We start from the raw sequence: 22609 nt of genomic DNA on the forward strand, positions 1-22609 counted from the left end.
GCCGGCGTTACTAACCGATGACAGCGCCGAAGACGAGTCCGAGCCCATACGTGGCCGCGGCGGCACCGAGACCGATGGCGAGTTGCCGGAGGCCGCGGGTCAGCGGCGAGGTTCCGGACAGCAATCCGACGACGGCGCCAGTCGACAGAAGCGCGATGCCCACCAGCGTACCGGCCACGGCAAGCGCCGCGAAGCCCGTCATGCCGAAGATGAACGGCAGGATGGGCACGATGGCGCCCGAAGCGAAGAAGCAGAAGCTCGAGATCGCGGCCCCCCAGGCGGAGCCCACGGCCTCGTGCTCGTTGACGGTTTCTTCTACTTCGGGGTGGAGCGAGAGGCTGGGATCGCAATCGCAGGCGTAGAGGCCCATGCGCTCCGCGGCCCGGTGTTCGGCGGCTTCGCGGGACATGCCCCGGGCCAGATACACGAGGACCAGCTCATTGTGCTCGATGTCCAGGGCCGGTGCGGCGGTCAGCGTTGCCTGGGTGGGGCGCGTGGCCTTGAGGAGCTCGAGCTGGGAGCGGACCGAGACATACTCGCCGGCACCCATGGAGAGCGCGCCCGCGAGCAGGCCGGCGATGCCGCTGAACAGGACCACCGTGGCGGGAACGCCGGTGGCAGCCATGCCCATCACGAGGGAAAGGTTGCTGACCAGGCCATCGTTGGCGCCGAATACGGCCGCGCGGAAGGTGCCGGACAACCTGTTGCGGCCGCGCGTCGCCAGGCCGCGGACTACTTCTTCATGGATCTGTTCGTCGGCCGCCATGGCGCGGGTCGCTGCCGGATCCTTCGCGTAAGGCGAGCGGCCTTCAGCCCGTTGGGCGAGGGCGAGGACGAACACTGATCCGAAGTTCCGGGCCAGGAAGCCGAGCATTCGGCTTCGGACAGAGGCCGCCTTCGGCATACCGGCATGTTCGCCGAGGAGCCTGAGCCAGTGTGCCTCATGGCGGCCCTCGGCCTCTGCGAGGGCCAAGAGGATTTCGCGTTCCTCGCCGTCGCGGCGCTGCGCCAGTTGGCGGTACACGGCGGCCTCGGCCCGCTCGTCCGCCAAGTACTGACGCCAGCGCTTGATGTCCGACGACGACGGGGGAGTCTTGGTGGCTGCTGCGTCTTGCGGCGGACTGCTTGAGTCCGAAGGATTGGCTGAATGCGAGGGTTCTGTGTGCGGTTGCACCGGGACTCCTGGGTTGCTGGGGCGGGCTTCATCGCCTCATTGCAGCTCCACCTTATCGCCAATTTCCGCTGTTTTTCGGCCGGTAATCCTCACTGGACCTTTTAGGCGCGCCTCAAAAACGGGAGGCTCATGGGAAGCCTTGACCGCAGCCGGGGGCAGTGCTGGGATGGATGGACAGGGTCCACGAATTGGCGGGGTAGCGTGATGACCGGCTGCCTCATGTGCCTGTGCGATGGGCTCAGCGGCACGTCGAACGGAGGTTGCACCATGGACAGCACCGAGACCCACACCCGCCACCCCGAACGTCCCACGGTCGAGGCCGATCCCGCCTATGACTACAGCGAGGACCTGGCGGTGGACGAGGACTGGGAAGACCAGCCCGAGGTTCTTGACGATGACGAACGGGTAGTTCCGCTCGATGCCGACGAACACCGTGAGGCCGAAGAGATCGAATAGTCCGGCCCGCTGAACCCGAGGTGCTAAGCCCTGGCAGCTAGAACGCGCTCAGGATGAAGTGCCGCTGCACGCCTGCCCGGTGCCCGGTTGCGGCCACCGTCAGGGTGAGTTTCCGTGTCGCGGGGAACCATCGGGCGGGCTGGACGGCTTTTGAGAGCGCTTCGGTGATGAGCCGAGGCTCATGATGCCAATAGCGCTCGAGGTTTCCGTCCACCACGAACGTGATGGAGCCTTGGGAGAGGTCGACGCCGGGAATCACCCGGACGAACTCGTCCACCGGGCGGTGGCGGGGCAGCGATAGGGGGCCGGACCCGGTGGCCCGGGCGGCTGTGGCGTTGGTGCCGTTTTCGAAAGGCATGGCCTTCTCCTGGGGAGTTGCTCTTGCCCGTTCGGTTGTCTCTGGTCCGAGCCGGGCCGCTTCTTCATCCGAACCACCCGTGAACATGGGGTTGGCGTGTGGCAAGTCGGAGCTTGGCGCCACATCTCTTGAAGCTGTTCCTACTGTACATGCAGGCGCGGCGCCGCACCCTCGAGGAGAAGGTGCGGCGCCGCCGTCGTACTTTACTTGGTGAAGCTTAGTGGCTGGCCACCGGGAGGACTTCCAAGGGGAGTTCCTCGGTGACCGCGCCGGCAACGCGGCGGTCCCAGGCTGCCCGGACCCCGGGCTCCGTGGGCGGCGTCAAAAGGGAAACCACGATGTAGATGACCAGCGAAGCGCCGAGGCCCCAGTAGATGGGATCGTTGGCGTAGACGCCGTCTTCGCTGGGAATGATCCCGGTGGCGTAGGCGATCAGCAGGGCCAAAGTCAGGACCGAGCCCACTGCCATGGACCACGCTGCGGCGACGCCCGTGCCACGCTTCCAGACCAGGCCGCCCAGGATGGCAACCAGGAGGCCACCCACCAGGATGTCGTAGGCGATGGTCAGGGCCACCACGACGTCTTGCGCCGCCATGGAGATCAGCACGGCCACGATGCCCAGGCCAAGGACCCAGTAGCGGTTGGCCTTGACGTCGTGCTCGGGGTTCTCGGTGTCGTTGGTGTTGATCGTCTTGCCGAACCAGCTCGCTACGAACGGGACCACGTCGGCGCGGGCAACGGTGGCTGCGGCGATGAGGGCTCCGGAAGCGGTGGACATCATGGCCGCGACTGCTGCGGCCATGACGAGGCCGCCGATCCCGATCGGCAGGATGTGGGTGGCAACCTCGGCGTAGACAACGTCCTTGCCGAGGGCCTTGACGTCGATGTTGGGCAGGGCCACACGGGCGGCCAGGCCGATCAAGGCGCCGGCCACGCCATAAAGGACGCAGTAGATGCCGGCAGTGGCGCCGCCCCAACGGGCCACCTTGGGGGTCTTGGCGGTGAAGACGCGCTGCCAGATGTCCTGGCCGATCAGCAGGCCCAGGGTGTAGACCACGAAATACGTGATGATGGTCTGCGCTCCGATGCCGTCCAGCTGGAAGAAGCTGGCGTCAACACGGGCACGAATGCCGTCGAGGCCGCCGGCGGCGTTGAGGACGAACGGGAGCATGAGGAAGAAGATGCCCACCGTCTTGATGATGAACTGCACCTGGTCGGCGAGGGTGATGGACCACATGCCGCCGATGGTGGAGTAGACCAGGACGATGGCGCCGCCGACGGCGATGGCGAGCCAGCGCTCCCAGCCGAAAAGGACAACGAAGATGGTGGCGTAGGCGCCCGTGGACGTGGCACACAGCATGAGGGTGTAGGCGAGCATGACGATGCCGGAGGTCTGCGTGGCGCGCTGGCCGTAACGCAGGCTCAGCATCTGGGAGACGGTGTAGATCTTCAGCCTCTGGATGGTGCCGGCGAAAAGCAGGCTCAGGAGGAGGACGCCCGAACCGATCGCGACCACGAGCCACATGCCGGAGATGCCGAACTTGTAGCCGAGGCCGACGCCGCCAACCGTCGATGCGCCGCCGAGGACGACGGCGGCCATGGTGCCGGTGTAGAGCATCGGGCCGAGGCGGCGCCCTGCCACCAGGAAGTCGCTGTTGTTCTTGGTGCGCGACTTGCCCCACCAGCCGAAGGCCAGCATGGCGAGCAAATACACCACCACGATCGCAATATTGATGAACGAAGAGTCCACGGTTGGCTCCTGAAAGTGACGCGCAGAGTTCTTGGGGATTCCGACGCCGGTCCGCTGGGGTTCGTTGCGGGTCGCGGAAGGTCTCTGCGCTGGTGATTGGGGAGAGTATTCTGTGACGTGTGCCTCACAAACAACTCTTGTTGCCTATGAGGATACGTAGTGATGCGAGTAACAGTCAAGGCGCGGCCTTGCCCAGTGGACTCATCGGCGCTCGTCCGGCTAGCCAAAGGCCCTGCCATGCGGGCGATCCGGCTACTATTGCTGCAATGACAGGGCCGCATAACGGCCTGAAAGGTTCGTGAATGAAGGCTCTCCCCGTTGAACCGAGCAACGTCCCCGTTGCCATCGGTTCCAGAATCCGCGCCGCCCGCCAGTCGCAGCGGCTCACCATTGAGCAGGTTGCCGACGCCACCGGCCTGACCAAAGGGTTCCTGAGCCGTGTGGAGCGCGACCTGACATCGCCGTCGGTCGCTTCCCTTGTGACGCTTTGCCAAGTTCTTTCGGTGTCCATCGGGGACCTGTTCGCCGCGCCGGAGACTCATCTGACCCGGCGTGACGATGGCCCGCGGATTTCGCTCGGCGGCCAGGGAATCGTTGAGAGGCTCCTGACCGCCCGATCGGAGCGGCGGCTGCAGATCCTGCAAGCCTCCATCGAGCCCCGCGGCAGGGGAGAAGCCGAGCTTTACGCCGTCGATTGCGACGTCGACGTCCTGCACGTCGTCAAGGGCCGCATCAAATTGATCCTCACCAACGAGGAGTACGAGCTCGAAGAGGGAGATACGCTGTCCTTCCCGGGACGCGAACCCCACACTTGGGTCAACCCGACGGACGAGCCCGTTGAGGTTCTCTGGATCCTGGTGCCGGCAGCCAGCCGCTGACGCCGGCACTCTGTACACCCCGGCGGACAAACGTCGACAAACGTCGACGACGTCGACAAACGTCGACATGCGGCGTAACACGCCCGAAACATGACCGACTTCTTGATTTAACCCTGGGGCCTGCGGTGTTACGTGCATGAAATGAATGGTGCCGAATGCTGAAACAGGGCGACTGTACCTTCGAGTCAAGGCAACTCGTCAAGGTCGGTATCCCGTGGGATCCCAGGACCTGTTCGTTTTAAAAATGGTCTCGCCGTGCGGGCGCCATGGAGCGCCGTAAATGCAGGAAGGCTCCCGAAATGAACCCAGTAATCTTCAGCGTAGGGCTCGATGTGAACCCGCAGACCCTTGATCCCGGCGCAACGGCCTGGATGCTTGCAGCTTCCGCCCTCGTCCTTCTTATGACGCCAGGTTTGGCGTTCTTCTACGGCGGCCTTGTCAGGATGAAGTCCGTCCTCAACATCATGATGATGAGCTTTGGCGCCATTGGCGTGGTCGCGGTGGTCTGGGCCCTGTGGGGCTACGGACTCGCGTTCGGCCCGGATACCCTGGGCGGCTTCATCGGAGATCCCTTCGCCAACTTCGGACTCAGCGGGCTCGCCAGCGTCATCGGTGGTAAAGCCCCGGGGTTGCCGGACATGGTCTTCATAGGATTCCAAGCCACTTTCGCCATCATCACGGTCGCACTGATCAGCGGCGCGGTGGCCGAACGTGTCAGGTTTGGCCCATGGCTGCTGTTTGCCGGCCTCTGGGTCACCATCGTCTACGCGCCAATTGCCCACTGGGTCTGGGGTGGCGGCCTCTTCGGATCCACCGGGATCATCGGCAGCAAGATCTCAGCCCTCGACTTTGCCGGTGGCACCGTCGTCCACATGAACGCGGGCATGGCCGGGCTGATGCTCGCCGTAGTGCTCGGCAAACGGCTCGGATTCATGAAAGACCCCAACATCCGGCCGCACAACCTCCCCTTCGTGATGCTCGGTGCGGGCCTGCTGTGGTTCGGGTGGTTCGGCTTCAACGCCGGTTCGGAACTGGCCGCTGATGGAATCGCCGCACTGGCCTGGACGAACACCCTCCTGGCCACAAGCGCAGCGCTCCTCGGCTGGCTCCTTGTCGAAAGGCTCCGCGACGGCCACGCGACGTCCCTCGGTGCCGCATCCGGCGCCGTCGCGGGCTTGGTGGCAGTCACCCCGGCGTGTGGATTCGTGGATCCCATTGGCGCGATCGTCATCGGCGTCATCGCGGGTGCCGTCTGCGCACTGGCGATCGGGCTGAAGTTCAAGATCGGCTTGGACGATTCCTTGGACGTTGTTGCCGTCCACTTTGTCGGCGGCCTGTGGGGGACCCTGTCCCTCGGATTCTTCGCGGTACCCTCGGCAAAGACTGAAGGCGGCCTTTTCTACGGCGGCGGCCTGAGCCAATTCTGGCCCCAAATATTGACTGCCCTGGTGGTCACCGTGTGGACGGCGATCATGACCACGCTCATCGGGCTGGCCATCCACAAGACAGTGGGCATGCGCGTCAAGGAGCACGAAGAACTGGCGGGCATCGACATCACTGAGCACGCGGAAACCGCCTACGAGCTGGCCATGGTTGGCGGGTCCTTCAACCCTGGAGAACCACAGAGCGGCAAAACCCCGTCGAGTTCCAGCGGCGAACCGGAAGCCAGCTCCAGCGGGAAAACAGATCGGATGCGTAGCAAGGCGTCGACGTGAAACTGGTGACGGCCATCGTGAGGCCGGAGCGGATCGACGAGGTCCGGGACGCCCTGGAACGCTTTGGAGTCAACGGGATGACCGTGAGCCAAGCGAACGGCTATGGCCAACAAAGGGGCTACGTAGAGGTGTACCGGGGAGCGGAATACGCCTCCGATCTCCTTCCCAAAATCCGGGTGGAAGTCTTGGCCACGGACGAGCTGGTGGACGGAATAGTGGACGCCATCATCTCCGGAGCCAGTACCGGCCAATTCGGAGACGGCAAGATCTGGACCGTTGAAGTTTCCCAGGCGGTGCGGGTCCGGACCGGGGAACGTGGCGCTTCCGCGATCAGTTAGAAGGGATCCGCTGGAACAGACTGTGTTGGTGCCGCTTCACTGTGTTGGTGCCGCTTCGCGGGAAGCGGCACCAACACTGCCATGTTCAGCCCACGTGCACCCACGGCCTGCGCGTGATGTCCGGTTCGGCTTCACGGAGCACTTCGCGCGTTACCGGGGCGATCTCGCCCTCGCCGAAGAAGAGGAACTTGCTCAGGTTGGCGATGGGGTTGCCTTCGGTCCAGCGGAAATAGATGTGCGGCATGAGCCCCGTGACGTCCCGGATATGGAGGAGCACCGCGGCGAGCGTGTTGGGCACGTTGTTGCTGTGGATCTCCAGGATCTTGAAGCCGTGCCGGACCTTGCCTTCCACAAGGAGTTCCTGCTCGAAGTCGGAGCTGTCATCCACGATGATCTCGATGAAGATCGCGTCGCTGTCTACCGGCAAGTGGTTGGCTTGCTGGGCATGCTGGAGCTTCAACTGGTACCGGTCGGCACTGAGCCGCTTGGGCTCGTGCGCGATGATCCGGATGGGTCCTTCCTCGTTGGAGGCCGTGAACTCGAGGGCCATCTGGTCCATTTTGATGTGCGTAGCCCGCAGTTCGAAGGACCGGCGTACGCGCGACGCGAAGCTCACCAGGACAATGCCGAGGATGAACAGCGCCGCGATCCTGATGCCGTCCGGGCGTTCCACCACGTTGGCCACAGTGGTGTAGGCGAACACGACCGCCACCGCACCGAAGGCGATGGTCTTGGCCTTCTGCTTCTTCCGGCGTGCGGACAGGGTGACGGCGATCGAGGCCGAGGTCATGAGGACCAGGACGCCGGTGGCGTAGGCGCCGCCTTGGGCTTCGACGTTCGCCTCGAAGACCAACGTGATGATGAAGCCGACGGCGGTGAAGACCAGGACCAGCGGGCGGACGGCTTTGGTCCACGCCGGCGCCATGCCGAAGCGCGGCAAGTAGCGCGGCACGAGGTTCAGCAAGCCCGCCATGGCGGAGGCGCCGGCAAACCACAGGATGGCGATGGTGCTGAGGTCATAGACCGTGCCGAAGCCGTCGCCCAGGAATTGGTGCGCGAGGAATGCGAGCGCTCGTCCGTCGGCTTTCCCTCCCGGCTGGAATTCAGCGGCCGGAATGAGGAATGTCGTGATGAAGCTCGAGGCCACCAGGAAGGCACTCATGATGAGGGCCGCCGTCGTGAGCAGTTTGTGGGTGCCGCGGATGCGGCCCGCGGGATTTTCGTCCGTGTCGCTGGGGCTGCCCTTAATCTGTGGCATGACCGCGACGCCGGTCTCGAATCCTGAGAGGCCCAGGGCAAGCTTCGGGAAGACCAGGAGGGCAATGCCCACCATGATCAACGGGTTTCCGTGCTGCTGGTTCAGTGCGGCCCACCAGTCGGTCACGACATGTGCCTCGGTCACCACGTGCGCCAGCCCGACGGCGACGACGACGGCGTTCAGCACCAGGTAGACGCCCACGAGCACGACCGCGACGTTGATGGCCTCCTTGAAGCCCCTGAGGAACACCACGCCAAGCCCGGCGATGAGCGCCAGGGTGATGGTGATTTCCTGCCCGTGGAGCCATTCGGGGGCAAAGGGGTTTTCGATAGCGTGGGCGCTCGCGTCGGCGGCGGAGAGGGTCATGGTGATCATGAAGTCCGTGGCGGCGAATCCCAGCAAGGCGAGCACGAAGAGTTTGCCGCCCCAGCGGGGGAGGAGCCGCTCGAGCATCGCGATGGAGCCTTCACCGCGAGCGCTTTCGGCGGCGACCCGGCGGTAGACCGGCAGGGCACCGAGCAAGGTGACGGCGACCAGGACGATCGTGGCCAGCGGTGAGACGATACCGGCCGCGAGCGCCGCAATGGCGGGCTGGTAGCCGAGGGTGGAGAAGTAGTCGACCCCCGTGAGGCACATGACCTTCCACCAGGCCTGGGGCGTGTGGTCCCCGTCCGGTCTGCCGTGCGGACCTTGGCGCTTTCCCGATGTCTCAGGCATTCCATCAAGCAACCAGCGTTTGAATTGCCCCTGGTTGATTTCGCCCGCGGGTTTGCGCCGGTCGGAGGGTTCGGCCGGCGGCCTGGTCAGCGTTGTCACATGGTCCTTTCGCGCAGCCTGGAAGCTGCTCCTGATGGAGCGTACGGGCGGGCAGGGGACGGGATGCCCGTCTTTATGGAATCTTTACGCCCACTGTGAGGGGGGTCACTTCCTCAAGGACACATTCAAGGCATTTGGCATGTGAGCGGCATCACGTAGCATATAGAACGTCCTATGTTGGATGTGAGCACAATACGAAAGGACTACGCATGAATAACCCGCTACTCAGTGACAGGGTCAGGAGGCGGTCGCGATGGAGTCAGCGAAGAATGGCGGTCTCCATGGCAGCCGCCGCAGTTCTCGTGACGTCAACCGTTTTGCCCGCCTATGCCGCGTTGGATCCGTTCCCGAGTCCCAACGTTCCCTCCGACCCGCCGGGAAACTATGCCGAGCAGGTCCTGGCGTCCAACGGTGACAACGCCATCGACCCCGTCCTGGGCAAGTACTACAGGATCGTCGCGCTCGCGGATCTGGGCGACGGAGTCCTCCTGGCTTCCTACGATGGCCGTCCGGACGGGGGCGATTCTCCCTCGGCCAACTCCATCGTCCAGCGGCGCAGCACCGACGGTGGAAAGACGTGGGGGAGTCCCACCTTCATCGCGCGGGGACAGTTGGGCTCAGCGGGCGTGCAGAAGTACGGGTTCAGCGACCCTAGCTACGTCGTCGACAAAGTCACCGGAACGGTGTTCAACTTCCACGTCTACTCCAAGAATCAAGGATTCGCGGGCAGCGTGCTCGGCAATGACGATTCCGACGCCAATGTGATCAGTTCGCAAGTGTCCGTCTCCACCGATCGCGGACTCACCTGGTCCACGGATCCGGCCAACCAGCCGAGCCTGCCCGTTTCGTCCAGCTATCCGGCGGGTTCCGCGTACGCAGGCTTTGCGGGTCCGCTGGTCACCAGTACAGTCAAGCCGAATGGCAGCACCATCAACGGCGTCCCAAATGTTGGCGGCGTGGTCAGCATGTTCGCTTCCTCCGGCGAGGGCACCCAGCTCAAGTATGGAGCGCATGCCGGAAGGCTCATCCAGCAGTTTGCCGGAACCATTGTCCAGCCCGACGGGAGCCGCCAGATCCAGGCCTACAGCGTCTACTCCGATGACCACGGCAAGACGTGGAACATGGGTACGCCTACCGGAACAGGCATGGATGAGAACAAGACAGTGGAACTCTCCGACGGCCGGGTGATGTTGAACTCAAGGGACAGCACCGGCGCCAATCCGCACTACCGCAAAGTCGCGTACTCCTCCGACGGCGGCGCCACCTACAGCACGCCGGTTGCCGACACGCAGCTTCCGGATCCGCGGAACAACGGTTCCATCACGCGGATGTATCCGGACGCGGCCGCGGGATCGGCGGATGCCAAGAAGCTGCTCTTCTCCAACTCGCCCACCCCAACCGCCGGCGGCGCGCGGGTGGACGGCACCATCCGCTACTCTGCCGACGACGGCAAGACGTGGGGCTCCTCGCGCGTTTTCAAGCCCGGAAGCATGTCCTACTCCACTGTGAGCGCACTGTCGGACGGTGCTTTCGGCGTCCTGTACGAAGGCGACAACAACACCATCACCTTCGGGAAATTCGACACGGCCTGGCTTAGCCCGGTTGCCGCCGTCGTTGTCCCCGGCGCCGCCACCGTCACGAACGGCGGCAGCGCGCAGCTCAGCGTGACCGTCACCAACAACGACAGCTCGCCGCTTCCCGCCTCGACCGTCGGCCTCGACGCCTTGCAGGATTGGACGTCGACGACGGCGCAGCTCGCCTCCCTCGCTCCGGGCGCCACGGCGACTGTGCAGCTGACTGTCACGGCGCCGTCGTACGCCAAGGCAGGTGCGGTGCCCCTGACCGCCAGGTTGAGCGTCGGGACGTCATCGATCACCGCACCGGTGTCTGTGACGGTCACGGGCGGGTTCGCCGGCAACGTGGTGGGCGCCTACATTTTCGGCGCCCGCAATGACTCCGGCAGGGACCTGGCAACCCACCCGTACGCCGCAGGCAGCACGGTGCCCTACAAATTCCGGGTGTACAGCACGGGCAACATCACGGAATCCGTAGTCCCGCAGTCCGGCAACTTCCAGCCGTTCCTGCCGCCGGGCTCGGGCAACTGCCGGTTCAGCACCCTTGGCGTGTGGGGCAACTACCTCTGCGGAACGCCGCAGCACACGGTGACGGCGGACGAAGCGGCGCAGGGATTCTTTGTTCCCAGCACCGTCTGGCAGGTAACGGGAAGTGGGGCTGCCACGCAGAACTACACCGTCACGGGGGACGAGGTAGACCTGCTGGTCCGCAATCCCCAGGTGAACGGCTCGGTGGTCTCGACCTTCAATGACGTTGACGGGGATGGCTTTGCCGGACCCGGCGATACGGTGACCTTCGCCTACACGGTGACCAACACGGGCAATGTGGTGTTGACGGACCTTACGGCTGCGGCCATTGGATTGTCCAAGCCAACCCTCGCCGCGGGCGAGTCGGTCAACCTCACCTCCACTTACACGCTGGGCGACGGCGACATCGCGGCCGAGGAGTTCCCCGCGACGTCCATCCCGGTCACCGCGAACAACGGCGCGAGGATTGCGTCGCTTCAGTTGGACAGGCAGGCGGTTGCCCTGAAGGTGAAGCCCGCAAAGCCAAGCTGGGACCCCTCCTTGGCTTCCCAGGAGCTGATCGGGACGAACCCGCCGCTGGACTTGGGGCTCGGGACGGATAAGTACCGCAGCGGACAGGCCGTGACAGTCCACAACGTGGAGTACGGCCAGTGGTACTACGTCTACCTGAACAAGCGCAACTACCGTTTGGGCTGGTTCTTCCCGAGCCGGCAAAACACGGTTTCCTTCGTGCTGCCCAACGACGTGAAAAACGGCATGGACAGCCTCGTTGTGCTGGATGCGCAAGGCCATCAAGTGTCATTCGGAGACTTCCAGGTGACGCCCTCCGGGAGCAAATAGGCCGGGAGGGGGCATGAGGTGACAGGCTGGGCCGGGCGCTGGGGAGCCCGGCCCGGTCTTGTCGTGGCGGACTTGCACGCCTTTTGCTGGCGTAAACAAGTGATGCATATAAGGCAACTTTGAGTGTATGATTGGTGTCACAGTCACTGTCCGATCCACCTATTCACAAAGGAGTGGCGCATTTTGGAAGAGCTTCGTATTGAGGCCAACGGCAACCTTGGCCCTATTGATTCGGCCCGAATCCCGCGCTATGCCGGTGCTGCCACCTATGCCCGCTTGCCCCGCCTGGACCAGGTGTCCAAGGCCGATGTCACGGTGGTCGGTGTCCCCTTCGACTCCGGAGTTTCCTACCGCCCCGGCGCCCGTTTCGGTGCCAACCACGTGCGTGAGGCCAGCCGCTTGCTGCGCCCGTACAACCCGGCCTGGGACGTCAGCCCGTTTGAGAACATCCAGGTTGCCGACGCCGGCGACATGGCCGTGAACCCGTTCAACATCAACGATGCGATCGAGACCATCCAGCAGAACGCGCTGGACCTCACCGCCAACGGAAGCAAGCTGGTGACCCTCGGTGGCGACCACACCATCGCCCTGCCGCTGCTCCGCGCCGCCGCCGAACGCGCTGGCGGGCCCGTTGCCATGCTGCACTTCGACGCCCACCTGGACACCTGGGACACCTACTTCGGCGCCGAATACACGCACGGCACCCCGTTCCGCCGCGCCGTCGAAGAGGGCATCCTGGATACCGAGGCCATCAGTCACGTCGGTACCCGCGGGCCGCTTTACGGCAAGAAGGACCTCGACGACGACCACCGCTTCGGCTTCGGCATCGTCACCTCGGCGGACGTCTACTACCAGGGCGTCCTGGAAACCGTGGCCAAGATCCGGGACCGCATCGGCAACCGCCCGCTGTACATTTCCGTGGACATCGACGTCCTGGATCCGGCCCACGCTCCGGGTACCGGCACGCCTGAAGCCGGCGGCATCACCAGCCGCGAGCTCCTCGAAATCATCCGCGGTTTCCGAGGCATGAACCTCGTGGGCGCAGACATCGTCGAGGTCGCCCCGGCCTATGACCACGCTGAGATCACGGGCGTCGCGGGCAGCCACGTTGCCTACGAGCTCGTCACCCTCATGGCCGACAACGCCGTCGAAGGCAACCGCCACGGCGCCCCGAACGGCTACGCAGCCCAGGCCCTCGGCCAGGAATCCCGGCGTCCGGCCGGTTTCGCCTCCAACTCTGTCGGAGCGCAGCGATGAATCCCCAGCTGCTCCCCACCCTCGCAAGCTCGGCCGGGGGCCCCTCGCGGCCGGAGGCCCCTGCCGGACCCCAGCGCAACGGCGGGGACCTCGTCGTCGAGACCCTTGAGGCGCTCGGCGCGAAAACGGTCTTCGGGATCCCGGGCCAGCATGCCCTGGGCCTGTTCGACGCCATGGGCCGCGGCAATCTGCACTTCGTGTCCTCCCGCGTGGAGAACAATTCGGCTTTCGCCGCGGACGGCTATTCCCGTGCCACGGGCGAGGTCGGGGTGCTGTTCCTGTCCACTGGTCCGGGCGCGTTGACGTCCCTGGCCGGCCTCCAGGAAGCGTATGCCACGGGCGTGCCGATGGTGGTCGTGGCGAGCCAGATCCCCTTGGAGGGTTTGGGAGCGCGCCGGAAGGGCATGCTGCACCAGCTCGATGACCAGAAGGCTTCGGCCGCGAACGTCACCAAGAGCCAGCGCCTCATCCAGCACGCGTCCGGGATTCCCTCGGCCATCCAGGATGCCTGGACCGAGGCGATTTCCTCACCCCAGGGCCCGGTGTGGATCGAAATTCCACAGAACGTGCTCCTGGATCCAATCTTGGTCCCGCCGGTGGAGGACGCCCTCGCCGAAGCGGCCGACAACCCGCCGCGCGTGGAGCTGATCCGCGAAGCCGTCAAATGGCTCTCGGCGGCGGAGCGTCCGGCGATCATCGCCGGCGGCGGCACGCGCCGCGGCCGGGCCGAGAAATCGCTCCTGTCGATCGCCGAGAAACTCCGCGCCCCGGTGATCTGCACTCCCGGCGGCAACGGGGCATTCCCGTGGACCCACGAGCTGTCCCTGCAGTCCTGGATCGAGGACCGCCACATGACCGATGTCCTGGAGGACGCCGACGTGCTGATCGTCATCGGCTCCTCCCTGGGCGAGGTGACGTCCAACTACTTCACCTTCGAGCCGCGCGGGCGCATCATCCAGATCGACGCCGAACCCCGCGTCCTCGAGTCCAACCGACCCGGCCTGGGCATTCGCGCCGACGCCGGACAGGCCCTTGCCGCCCTCGATTCCGCCTTGGATGAGGCACTGTCTGCGACGGCGGCGGCACCTGACTGGCACGGCACCACCCCCGAGGACCTCGTCAAGGAGTCCCTGGCCAAGGTCAGGGCGCGCCTTGAAGCGCAGGAACTCGGCAAGGAACTGAAGTTCATGGCCGACATCCGCGAAGCCGTCCCGGCGGACATGCAGACCTTCTGGGACATGACGATCTCCGCGTACTGGGCATGGAGCTGCTGGGACGCCCGTGAAGGCCAGTTCCACTCGGCCCAGGGTGCCGGCGGCCTCGGCTACGGCTTTCCGGCGGCCATCGGCGGTGCCGTGGGGCTGGAAACCGTTGGCAAACCCGGCCGCGTGCTCGCCGTCTCGGGCGATGGCTCCGCCATGTACTCGATCTCCGAGCTCGCCACCGCAAAGCAGCACAACGTCCCGGTCACGTGGCTGATCGTGGACGACGGTGGCTACGGCATCCTGCGCGAATACATGGTGGGTGCCTTCGGCAAGGCCACGGCCACCGAGCTTGCACGCCCGGACTTCGTCAAGCTCGCCGAGGCCTTCGGTGTCCCGGCCCGCAGGGTGGCCCCGGGCGACGTCGGGGACGCGCTCCGGGAAGGCTTCGCCGCGGACGGCCCCAACGTCGTCGTGGTTGAAACCCTCCTGAAGATGTTCGGCCCCACGCACTTGGGCGACTGACCCTCCAGACGCTTCACCCCCCAGCGCGAGCTGGCAGATAGTGACCCCTTTTTCGAAAGATGTGGGCATTAGCTGCCAGCTCGCGCTTGGCGTTTAACGCATCTCACACTTCGTTAGTTTCCCAAAGCAATCATTTAGGCGTATAGTTGCTTTAGGCAAACAAAAGTGAGGTGTCTTCCATGGCTGTCGCATCCAGCACGGCAACCGAGCTCGTCCATCAGATTTTCGATCTGCAGCGGGTGCTGCGTTGCATCGTAACCGCGAACATCGCGAAGGATGCCGACGTCGGCTTCGCCCTGCAGGGCGTCATGCGCTTCATCGGCGAGGGGGAGTCCCGGGCTACGAAGCTTGCTTCCCGGCTCGGGGTCAGCCCCCCGGTCCTTAGCAGGCACATCGCCGAACTGGAGGAACTCGGTTTGGTGGTCCGGCGCCCCGATCCCGCGGACGGGCGGGCCCAACTGGTGGCCTTGTCGGAAACCGGGATCGAAAAGGTCCGGGAATTCGAAGAACAGCGCAGCCTCAATTTACGGGCCTACCTCGCGGAATGGAGCGAGGAAGACGCCCTGGAGGCAGGGCAGGTCCTGGAGAAATTGACCACCTCACTCAACCACTCAGTCCGGGCAACGGCGGCCGGCTCCCACCACTCGAACCACACAGCTTAGGAGCAGCAGCAATGGCAACCCGAATACAAGAACGTTCGACGGCGGTGCCGGCGTCATCCGCGCCCATGACGCACCGCCAGATCATGGAAGCCTTGACGGGCCTCCTCGCGGCATTCTTCACCGCTATCCTGAGCAGCACCATCGTGGCCAACGCCCTGCCGACCATCATGTCCGACCTCCACGGCACGCAGACGGACTTCGCGTGGGTCATCACGGCCGCGCTGCTGGCGAACGCCGCCACCACGCCCATCTGGGGCAAGCTCGCCGACCTCTTCGACAAGAAGCTCCTGGTCCAGCTGAGCATCGTGGTCTTCGTAGCCGGCTCGGTCATGGCCGGCTTCTCCCAGAGCATTCCCTTCCTGCTGACCGCCCGCGTCATCCAGGGCATCGCCTTGGGCGGCCTCACCGCCTTGGCCCAGGCCATCATCGGCACCATGATTCCGCCGCGGGACCGGGGCAAGTACTCGGGCTACATGGGCGCCGTCATGGCAGTCGGTACTGCCGGCGGCCCGCTGTTGGGCGGGTTCATCGTTGACAGCCCGCTCGGCTGGCGCTGGACGTTCTTCGTCTGCGTGCCGCTCGCCGTGGTCGCGCTCATCCTGCTCCAGATGACCCTCAAGATCCAGCACATCAAGCGCCCGGCCAAGATCGACTGGCTCGGCTCCATCCTGCTGACCTCGGGCGTGAGCCTGCTCCTGATCTGGGTTTCCTTCGCCGGCAACCCGGACTACTACGACTGGATCTCCTGGCAGTCCGCCCTCATGGTGGGCGGCGGCGTCCTTCTGCTGGCCCTGTTGGTACTGGTCGAATCCAAGGTGGCCCAGCCCATCATCCCGCTGAAGATCATCTCCCAGCGCACCACCGCCTTGGCGATCCTGGCCTCCGTGGCCGTGGGTATCGCGATGTTCAGCTCCTCGACGTTCCTTGGCCAGTACTTCCAGGTTGCCCGCGGCGCCACGCCCACCGAGGCAGGCCTCCTGACGCTGCCCATGATCGCCGGCAACCTTTTGGGTTCGGTGGCTTCCGGCCAGCTCATCAGCCGCTTCGGCAAGTGGAAGCGCTACCTCTTGGCGGGTACTGTGCTGCTGGCCGGCGGCCTTGCCTTCACCGGCACCATCGACCACACCACGGAACTGTGGATCACCTGCTTCTACACCGCCATCTTCGGCCTGGGCCTTGGCCTGTTGATGCAGAACCTGGTCCTCGCGGTCCAGAACACGGTCCGCGCCCAGGACATCGGCACGGCCAGCGCCTCCGTCGCATTTTTCCGCTCCGTTGGCGGCGCGATCGGTGTTTCGGTGCTTGGCGCCATCATGGCAACGCACGTCAAGGACCTAGCCACCCAGGGCCTCGCCGCGGCGCACATCCCGGTCAGCGGCGGCTCCAGCAATGCGAGCATGGACCTGACGGACCTGCCCGCCCCGATCCGCGACATCATGCGTGCCGCCTACGGCGATGCGACAGCCCAGATCTTCATGATCTCCGCTGTCATTGCCCTCGTCGCGTTCATCGCCGTGCTGTTCATCAAGGAAGTTCCGCTGCGCAAGACCGTAGACGCAACGCCGGAGAAGGAACTGCTGGCGAACGCTACCGGGGAGGCCGCCATGACACTGGACACCTCCGCGCTTCCGGTTATCGAATCCGCTGAGTTTGCCCAAGCAGCCGACGACGGCGGTACCCCCTTGGGTGCCAGCCGCGCCCGTGCGGCGGCCGAGAAAGAGCACGATGAGCTGGACCTTGAGTTTGCCCGGATCCTGACGCAGGAACGGCCGGACCCTGCCGCTGGCCTGCGCGAAGTCCAGGACCAGCTTGCCCGCACCCAACGGCTGCTGGCCGAGCAACAGCTTCAGCTGAGCAGGGCCCAGCGCGAGCTCCAAGTACGCATGCACGAACAGCAGGCCACCGCCGTCGAGCAGTCGCGGATCGCTGAGGAGTTGGCCGCGCTGCGCAAGGAACTCAAGCGCGAGCGCCGCCGCCAGGAAAGGGCTGCGCTACTGCTCCTCGCCGGCGACGCCTCGAGGGCAGGGGAAACCGGGCGGCACGCGGGCTAAGGACCCGGCTACGCCGCAAGGATGATCTTCGGCTATCGATATTTCGCTGAGGCAACGGATTTCGTAGAGTTGAGGGACTAATACTGTCAGCGCCTGCTGCTATCAATGCATTTAGTCATTCGCAGTATTTAGTCATTCGCACTCATTCATTCGCGCACTCTCATTAAGGATCCGTGGGCATGCTTGTCACCCTGATACGGCGCTACTCCAAGCCGTATGTGCCGCAGATACTGGCCGTTATCATCTTCCAGTTGGCGTCTACCATTGCCACCCTTTACCTTCCAAGCCTCAACGCAAAAATCATCGACGAAGGGGTATCCCGGGGGGATACCAACTACATCTGGCAAACCGGAGCCCTGATGCTCGCGGTCGCGCTCGGCCAGGTCATTGCGGCCATCGCGGGAGTCTATTTCGGCTCCCGCGTGGCCATGGCCATGGGCCGCGACTTGCGCAGGGACGTCTTCCGCAAGGTCAGCAGCTTCTCGGCCAAGGACGTCAACAGCTTCGGCGCACCCACGTTGATCACCCGCGGCACCAATGACGTCCAGCAAGTCCAGATGCTCATGCTGATGGGCCTGAACTTCATGGTGTCCACGCCCATCATGTGTGTTGGCGGCATCATCATGGCCTTGCGCGAGGACCTTAGCCTCTCCTGGCTCGTCTGGGTTTCGGTGCCTGTCCTCGTGGCCGTGGTTGGTTACCTCGTGGCCAGGCTCATGCCGCTCTTCCGCTCCATGCAGAAGAAGATCGACGCCATCAACGGCGTCCTGCGCGAACAGATCATCGGCATCCGCGTGGTCCGGGCCTTCGTCCGTGAACCGTACGAGGCCAAGCGCTTCGGCGACGCCAACAAGGACCTCACCCTGGTTTCAGTCAAGATCGGCAACCTGTTTGTCTTGATGTTCCCGGCCATTGGAATGATCCTGCACCTTTCCACGGCGGCGGTGCTGTGGTTCGGCGGCCAAAGGGTGGACGCCGGCAACATGCAGGTAGGCTCCCTGACTGCCTTCCTGCAGTACCTCCTGCAGATCCTCATGGCCGTCATGATGGGTACCTTCATGGCCATGATGATCCCGCGCGCCTCCGTGTGCGCGGACCGCATCGGCGAGGTGCTCGACGTCGAACCCTCCATCCACGATCCGAAGGCGCCAGTGGCGCCCGCCGAAAAGAAGGGGCGCGTCGAATTCCGCGACGTCACTTTCAAATACCCCGGCGCTGAAGCTCCCGTGTTGAGCAACATTTCCTTCACCGCGGAGCCGGGGCAGACCCTCGCGATCATCGGTTCCACCGGCGCAGGCAAGACCACCTTGGTGTCGCTGCTGCCGCGCCTGTACGACGTAGCGTCCGGGGACGTATTGCTCGACGGCGTCCCGGTCACCAGCCTGGACCGCGACGAAATCACCAGCCGGGTGGCCACCGTGCCGCAGAAGCCGTACTTGTTCTCCGGAACCATCGAACACAACCTGCGCTTCGGCAAGACCGACGCCACGGACCAGGAACTCTGGGATGCCCTGGAGACCGCCCAGGCCAAGGACTTCGTCATGGAAAAGTCTTCCGGCCTCAACCGTCGGGTGGCGCAGGGCGGCACCAACGTCTCCGGTGGCCAGAGGCAGCGCCTCTGCATCGCCCGGGCCCTGGTGACGCAGCCCAAGGTCTACCTCTTCGATGATTCTTTCTCGGCCCTGGATTTGGCCACGGACGCCCGCCTTCGCAGGGCGCTGAAGGAAAAGACGCAGGATGCCACGGTCATCATCGTGGCCCAGCGCGTCTCGACCATTGCGGACGCGGACCAGATCCTGGTCCTGGACAACGGCAGAATCGTTGACCGCGGCACCCATGAAGAACTCTTGGAAACGTCACCCACGTACCAGGAGATCGTCGAATCCCAGCTGAGCGCGGAGGAAGTGGCATGAGCGAACAGAATCAGCAGAACGCCGCGGTAGCGGACGACGAGGACATTGAGGAAACCGAATACACCCCGGGCGAAGCCGACGGCGGCATGTTCGGCAACCTGCCGGCGAAGAAGGCCAAGGCTTTCGGACCGTCGGCCAAGCGGCTTCTCGGGCTGCTCAAGCCGGAGGCTGCAGGGGTCGTCTTCGTCATCGGCCTCGTGGTGGTCTCCGTCGTCCTGAACGTCATCGCCCCGAAGATCCTTGGCAGCGCCATGGACGTCATCTTCGGCGGCGTCATGGGCAAGCAATTGCCTCCCGGCGTGAGCCAAGCGGCGTTCGCCGAAGGACTCCGCCAGGCCGGCCAGAACAACTTCGCGGACATGGTCTCCAAAATGGAGCTCACCAATGGGATCAACTTCTCCAAGCTCACGTTCCTGATCTCGATCGTGCTTTTGATGTACTTCGTGGCCAACATCTTCCTGTGGGCCCAGGGCTACATCCTGAACAAGATCGTCATGAAGGTCATCAACCGGCTCCGCAACGACGTCCAGGCCAAGCTCAACCGCTTGCCCCTGAACTACTTCGACACCCGCCAGCGCGGCGACATCCTCTCCCGGGTGACCAACGACGTCGACAACGTCCAGCAAGGGCTGCAGCAGGCGTTCGCGCAGCTGGTCAGTTCGGTGCTGACGGTCTTCGGCATCACCATCATGATGTTCATCGTTTCCTGGCAGCTCGCCCTGATCGCGCTTGTTGCGTTGCCGCTCTCCGGTGTCCTTGCCGGCGTGATCGGCTCGCGCAGCCAGAAGCTCTTCGCCGCCCAATGGAAGAACACCGGCTCGCTCAACGGCCAGATCGAGGAATCGTTCTCGGGTCACGAGCTCGTCAAGGTCTTCGGGCGCGACGCGGACATGCTGGAGCGTTTCGACGAACGCAACGAAGCCTTGTACAAGGCCTCGTTCGGGGCACAGTTTGTTTCGGGCATCATTTTCCCGGCCATGAACTTCGTCTCGTACCTCAGCTACGTGGGCATCGCCGTCGTCGGTGGTTTGCGCGTGGCCTCCGGTTCCATGAGCCTTGGCGATGCCACGGCCTTCATCCAGTACTCGCGTGAATTCACCCAGCCGCTCGGCCAGATCGCAGGCATGGCCAACATGCTCCAGTCAGGTGTCGCTTCGGCTGAGCGCGTTTTCGAGTTCCTGGATGCCGATGAGGAAATGCCGGAGAACGCGGCCCGCCACTTGCCCCCGCGCACGGACGGCCACGTCGAGTTCGAGAACGTGTCCTTCAGCTACGTTGCCGACAAGCCGCTCATCGAGAACCTTTCCCTCAGCGCGGAGCCCGGACACACCGTGGCGATTGTCGGACCGACCGGTGCGGGCAAGACCACCCTGGTCAACCTCGTCATGCGGTTCTACGAGCTCAATTCGGGGCGTATCACACTGGACGGCGTGGACATCAAGGAGCTGAGCCGTTCCGAGCTTCGCTCCAAGGTGGGAATGGTGCTCCAGGACGCCTGGCTGTTCGGCGGGACCATTTACGACAACATCAAGTACGGCAACCTCGACGCCACCGAGGAACAGATCATGGAGGCGGCCAAAGCCACCTACGTGGACCGGTTCGTGCGCGCCCTGCCGGATGGCTACCAGACCATCATCGACGAGGAAGGCAACAACGTCAGCGCCGGTGAGAAGCAGCTCATCACCATTGCGCGGGCCTTCGTTTCCGATCCTTCGCTGTTGATCCTGGACGAGGCCACGAGCTCCGTTGACACCCGTACCGAGCTGCTGTTGCAAAAGGCCATGGCTGCCCTCCGCACGGATCGCACCAGCTTCGTCATCGCCCACCGTTTGTCCACAATCCGCGACGCCGACACCATCCTGGTGATGGAAAACGGCAGCATCGTGGAGCAGGGCAACCACAACCAACTGCTGGCGTTGCAGGGCGCGTACTACCGCCTGTACATGTCGCAGTTTGCCGGTGAGGATGCCGAGGAAACCGTTGTGAATGACTCGACGGCGGTGCACAGCTGAGCCAGCGAATTACCGTACAAGTGCCGATGCGTTGGGGAGACATGGACGCGTACGGGCACATCAACAACGTCCAGATCGTGCGCATGCTCGAAGAGGCCCGCATCGCGGCCTTCGGTCCGCCGCGCGGTGCCGGACTCCCCGGAGTGGAAGCGCCGGTCTCAGTTTTCGACTCTGTTGAGGACGGGGTCATGACCCTTGTGGTGGAGCACAAGGTCCGGTATGTCCGGACCTTGGAGTACCGGAACATTCCTGCGGTTGTTGAGATCTGGGTCGGCGCCGTGAAGGGGGCCAGCTTTGACCTCCATTACGTCATCAAGGATCCCGTGACCGGCCAGGACTGCGTCAACGCCAGTACCCATCTGGCGTTCGTCGACGAGTCCACGGGCCGTGTCCGCAGGCTCACTCCCGAGCAGAAGCAGCAGTTGGAGCCGTATCGGGCCTAGCGAAGCATGGCAGCAGCGCCCTGTGCATCCCGGTGGCCGTAGAGTTTCCCCATGAAGCTCGAGATCGTCGCCGTCGGTGCCCAGGGCGCTGCCGTTGCCGCCGAAGAAGGCGCAGACCGGATTGAACTTTGCACCGCGTTGGAGCTCGGTGGACTGACCCCGAGTCAAGGCCTCATGGATGCCGCGCAGGAAGCAGCCGACGGACGGCTGGAGATCCACCCGCTGATCCGCAGCCGGCCGGGAGATTTCCTGTACTCCGGCGCCGATGTGGACACCATGGCCCGCGAGATCCGTTTCCTGCTCAGCCAAGGAGCTCATGGGGTGGTGATCGGGGTGCTCACGGCCGCCGGTGATATCGACGTCCCGGCCACTCGAAAGCTCGCCGACACGGCCTTGGAGACCAACTCCGAGGCCCAACTGACATTCCACCGGGCCATCGACCAAACCCCGGACCCGGCTGCCGCCGTCGAACAGCTCGTGGAACTTGGATTCACGCGGGTCCTCAGCTCCGGCGGCGCCGCGACAGTGGGGGAGGGGATCGCGACCCTTGAGCGTATGGTCCACCGGGCAGCGGGGCGGCTGGAAGTCATGGCGGGCGGCGGACTCGCCCTGGCCGATATCCCAGTCCTGCAGGCGGCAGGATTGAGCGCGGTCCACTTGTCAGCCAAGACCACGGTTTCCACGTGGAAGAACCCGGCTGGCGCTCCCGATACTGCGGCAACTTCAGACCCGACGGCGTACATGGTCACCAACCGGGATCTTGTCAGGGCCGCCCGAACCGCCTCCCGGTGACATACCCAACTGACTCGCATTTGTTGTCGTTTTGGGCGCTGTAAACGACAACAAATGCGAGTCAGTT

General features: G+C 64.3%; 17 protein-coding genes and 1 riboswitch. Of the genes, 13 read left to right on the top strand and 4 right to left on the bottom strand.

The features are described from left to right. Positions 1-10: 10 nt before the first annotated feature. Positions 11-1174, bottom strand: coding sequence for a VIT1/CCC1 transporter family protein (locus tag AB0323_RS08445; protein ID WP_366176914.1), 1164 nt, complete (start codon positions 1172-1174; stop codon positions 11-13). Positions 1175-1441: 267 nt separating this feature from the next. On the opposite strand from AB0323_RS08445, the gene AB0323_RS08450 reads away from it, so the two are divergent. Beyond that, positions 1442-1630, top strand: a complete 189-nt coding sequence (locus AB0323_RS08450) for a hypothetical protein (RefSeq protein WP_366176915.1) — start codon at positions 1442-1444, stop codon at positions 1628-1630. 37 nt (positions 1631-1667) lie between these two features. On the opposite strand, the gene AB0323_RS08455 is transcribed toward AB0323_RS08450, so the two are convergent. Both AB0323_RS08455 and AB0323_RS08460 read right to left on the bottom strand, forming a co-directional pair. Next, positions 1668-1988, bottom strand: a complete 321-nt coding sequence (locus tag AB0323_RS08455; RefSeq protein WP_366176916.1) for a hypothetical protein — start codon at positions 1986-1988, stop codon at positions 1668-1670. Between the two features lie 14 nt (positions 1989-2002). After that, positions 2003-2122: riboswitch (SAM riboswitch) on the bottom strand. Between the two features lie 83 nt (positions 2123-2205). After that, positions 2206-3738 (bottom strand): sodium:solute symporter, encoded by a 1533-nt coding sequence (locus AB0323_RS08460; RefSeq protein ID WP_366176917.1) that lies wholly within the window; start codon positions 3736-3738, stop codon positions 2206-2208. A 302-nt stretch (positions 3739-4040) separates the two neighbouring features. On the opposite strand from AB0323_RS08460, the gene AB0323_RS08465 reads away from it, so the two are divergent. The 3 genes from AB0323_RS08465 to AB0323_RS08475 all read left to right on the top strand — a co-directional run bounded on the left by AB0323_RS08465 (position 4041) and on the right by AB0323_RS08475 (position 6669). Continuing rightward, complete coding sequence (locus AB0323_RS08465) at positions 4041-4616, top strand: cupin domain-containing protein (protein ID WP_059388136.1); 576 nt, start codon at positions 4041-4043, stop codon at positions 4614-4616. A gap of 299 nt (positions 4617-4915) precedes the next feature. Continuing rightward, positions 4916-6331 (top strand): ammonium transporter, encoded by a 1416-nt coding sequence (locus AB0323_RS08470; protein WP_366176918.1) that lies wholly within the window; start codon positions 4916-4918, stop codon positions 6329-6331. Continuing rightward, the gene (locus tag AB0323_RS08475; RefSeq protein WP_364539807.1) at positions 6328-6669 is read left to right on the top strand and encodes a P-II family nitrogen regulator; all 342 of its coding nucleotides are present in this window, start codon (positions 6328-6330) and stop codon (positions 6667-6669) included. The genes AB0323_RS08470 and AB0323_RS08475 overlap by 4 nt, the downstream gene beginning before the upstream one ends. Before the next feature lie 85 nt (positions 6670-6754). Here AB0323_RS08475 and AB0323_RS08480 read toward each other — a convergent pair whose 3' ends face one another. Continuing rightward, positions 6755-8743 (bottom strand): amino acid transporter, encoded by a 1989-nt coding sequence (locus AB0323_RS08480; protein WP_366176919.1) that lies wholly within the window; start codon positions 8741-8743, stop codon positions 6755-6757. 281 nt (positions 8744-9024) lie between these two features. Between AB0323_RS08480 and AB0323_RS08485 the strand changes: the two genes are divergently transcribed. From AB0323_RS08485 to AB0323_RS08525, 9 genes are all read left to right on the top strand, one after another. Beyond that, positions 9025-11685 (top strand): exo-alpha-sialidase, encoded by a 2661-nt coding sequence (locus AB0323_RS08485; RefSeq protein ID WP_366176920.1) that lies wholly within the window; start codon positions 9025-9027, stop codon positions 11683-11685. Between the two features lie 183 nt (positions 11686-11868). Beyond that, a complete protein-coding gene (speB, locus tag AB0323_RS08490) occupies positions 11869-12942 on the top strand; it encodes an agmatinase (RefSeq protein WP_366176921.1) in 1074 nt (357 codons plus the stop codon). Beyond that, on the top strand, positions 12939-14669 hold the full coding sequence (locus tag AB0323_RS08495; RefSeq protein ID WP_366176922.1) for a thiamine pyrophosphate-binding protein: 1731 nt from the start codon (positions 12939-12941) through the stop codon (positions 14667-14669). Before speB ends, AB0323_RS08495 begins: the two co-directional genes overlap by 4 nt. Before the next feature lie 179 nt (positions 14670-14848). Next, complete coding sequence (locus AB0323_RS08500; protein WP_366176923.1) at positions 14849-15331, top strand: MarR family transcriptional regulator; 483 nt, start codon at positions 14849-14851, stop codon at positions 15329-15331. 11 nt (positions 15332-15342) lie between these two features. Then, a complete protein-coding gene (locus tag AB0323_RS08505; RefSeq protein ID WP_366176924.1) occupies positions 15343-17382 on the top strand; it encodes an MFS transporter in 2040 nt (679 codons plus the stop codon). A 179-nt stretch (positions 17383-17561) separates the two neighbouring features. After that, complete coding sequence (locus AB0323_RS08510) at positions 17562-19295, top strand: ABC transporter ATP-binding protein (RefSeq protein WP_366176925.1); 1734 nt, start codon at positions 17562-17564, stop codon at positions 19293-19295. Next, positions 19292-21307 (top strand): ABC transporter ATP-binding protein, encoded by a 2016-nt coding sequence (locus AB0323_RS08515; RefSeq protein ID WP_366176926.1) that lies wholly within the window; start codon positions 19292-19294, stop codon positions 21305-21307. Before AB0323_RS08510 ends, AB0323_RS08515 begins: the two co-directional genes overlap by 4 nt. Before the next feature lie 26 nt (positions 21308-21333). After that, positions 21334-21750: a thioesterase family protein gene (locus AB0323_RS08520; RefSeq protein ID WP_366176927.1), complete on the top strand. Its 417-nt coding sequence runs from the start codon at positions 21334-21336 to the stop codon at positions 21748-21750. Between the two features lie 51 nt (positions 21751-21801). Beyond that, positions 21802-22542, top strand: a complete 741-nt coding sequence (locus AB0323_RS08525; protein ID WP_366176928.1) for a copper homeostasis protein CutC — start codon at positions 21802-21804, stop codon at positions 22540-22542. Positions 22543-22609: the final 67 nt, after the last annotated feature.

This window comes from Arthrobacter sp. NPDC080031, assembly GCF_040702485.1.
Classification (GTDB): domain Bacteria; phylum Actinomycetota; class Actinomycetes; order Actinomycetales; family Micrococcaceae; genus Arthrobacter.

What these genes read in the sequence shown, in the direction of transcription:
- AB0323_RS08495 (WP_366176922.1), top strand. Translation starts at nt 12,939, where the DNA reads ATGAATCCCCAGCTGCTCCCCACCCTCGCAAGCTCGGCCGGGGGCCCC.
- AB0323_RS08465 (WP_059388136.1), top strand. Translation starts at nt 4,041, where the DNA reads ATGAAGGCTCTCCCCGTTGAACCGAGCAACGTCCCCGTTGCCATCGGT.
- AB0323_RS08470 (WP_366176918.1), top strand. Translation starts at nt 4,916, where the DNA reads ATGAACCCAGTAATCTTCAGCGTAGGGCTCGATGTGAACCCGCAGACC.
- AB0323_RS08510 (WP_366176925.1), top strand. Translation starts at nt 17,562, where the DNA reads ATGCTTGTCACCCTGATACGGCGCTACTCCAAGCCGTATGTGCCGCAG.
- AB0323_RS08520 (WP_366176927.1), top strand. Translation starts at nt 21,334, where the DNA reads ATGCGTTGGGGAGACATGGACGCGTACGGGCACATCAACAACGTCCAG.
- AB0323_RS08515 (WP_366176926.1), top strand. Translation starts at nt 19,292, where the DNA reads ATGAGCGAACAGAATCAGCAGAACGCCGCGGTAGCGGACGACGAGGAC.
- AB0323_RS08525 (WP_366176928.1), top strand. Translation starts at nt 21,802, where the DNA reads ATGAAGCTCGAGATCGTCGCCGTCGGTGCCCAGGGCGCTGCCGTTGCC.
- AB0323_RS08455 (WP_366176916.1), bottom strand. Translation starts at nt 1,988, where the DNA reads ATGCCTTTCGAAAACGGCACCAACGCCACAGCCGCCCGGGCCACCGGG.
- AB0323_RS08485 (WP_366176920.1), top strand. Translation starts at nt 9,025, where the DNA reads ATGGCAGCCGCCGCAGTTCTCGTGACGTCAACCGTTTTGCCCGCCTAT.
- AB0323_RS08505 (WP_366176924.1), top strand. Translation starts at nt 15,343, where the DNA reads ATGGCAACCCGAATACAAGAACGTTCGACGGCGGTGCCGGCGTCATCC.
- AB0323_RS08450 (WP_366176915.1), top strand. Translation starts at nt 1,442, where the DNA reads ATGGACAGCACCGAGACCCACACCCGCCACCCCGAACGTCCCACGGTC.
- AB0323_RS08500 (WP_366176923.1), top strand. Translation starts at nt 14,849, where the DNA reads ATGGCTGTCGCATCCAGCACGGCAACCGAGCTCGTCCATCAGATTTTC.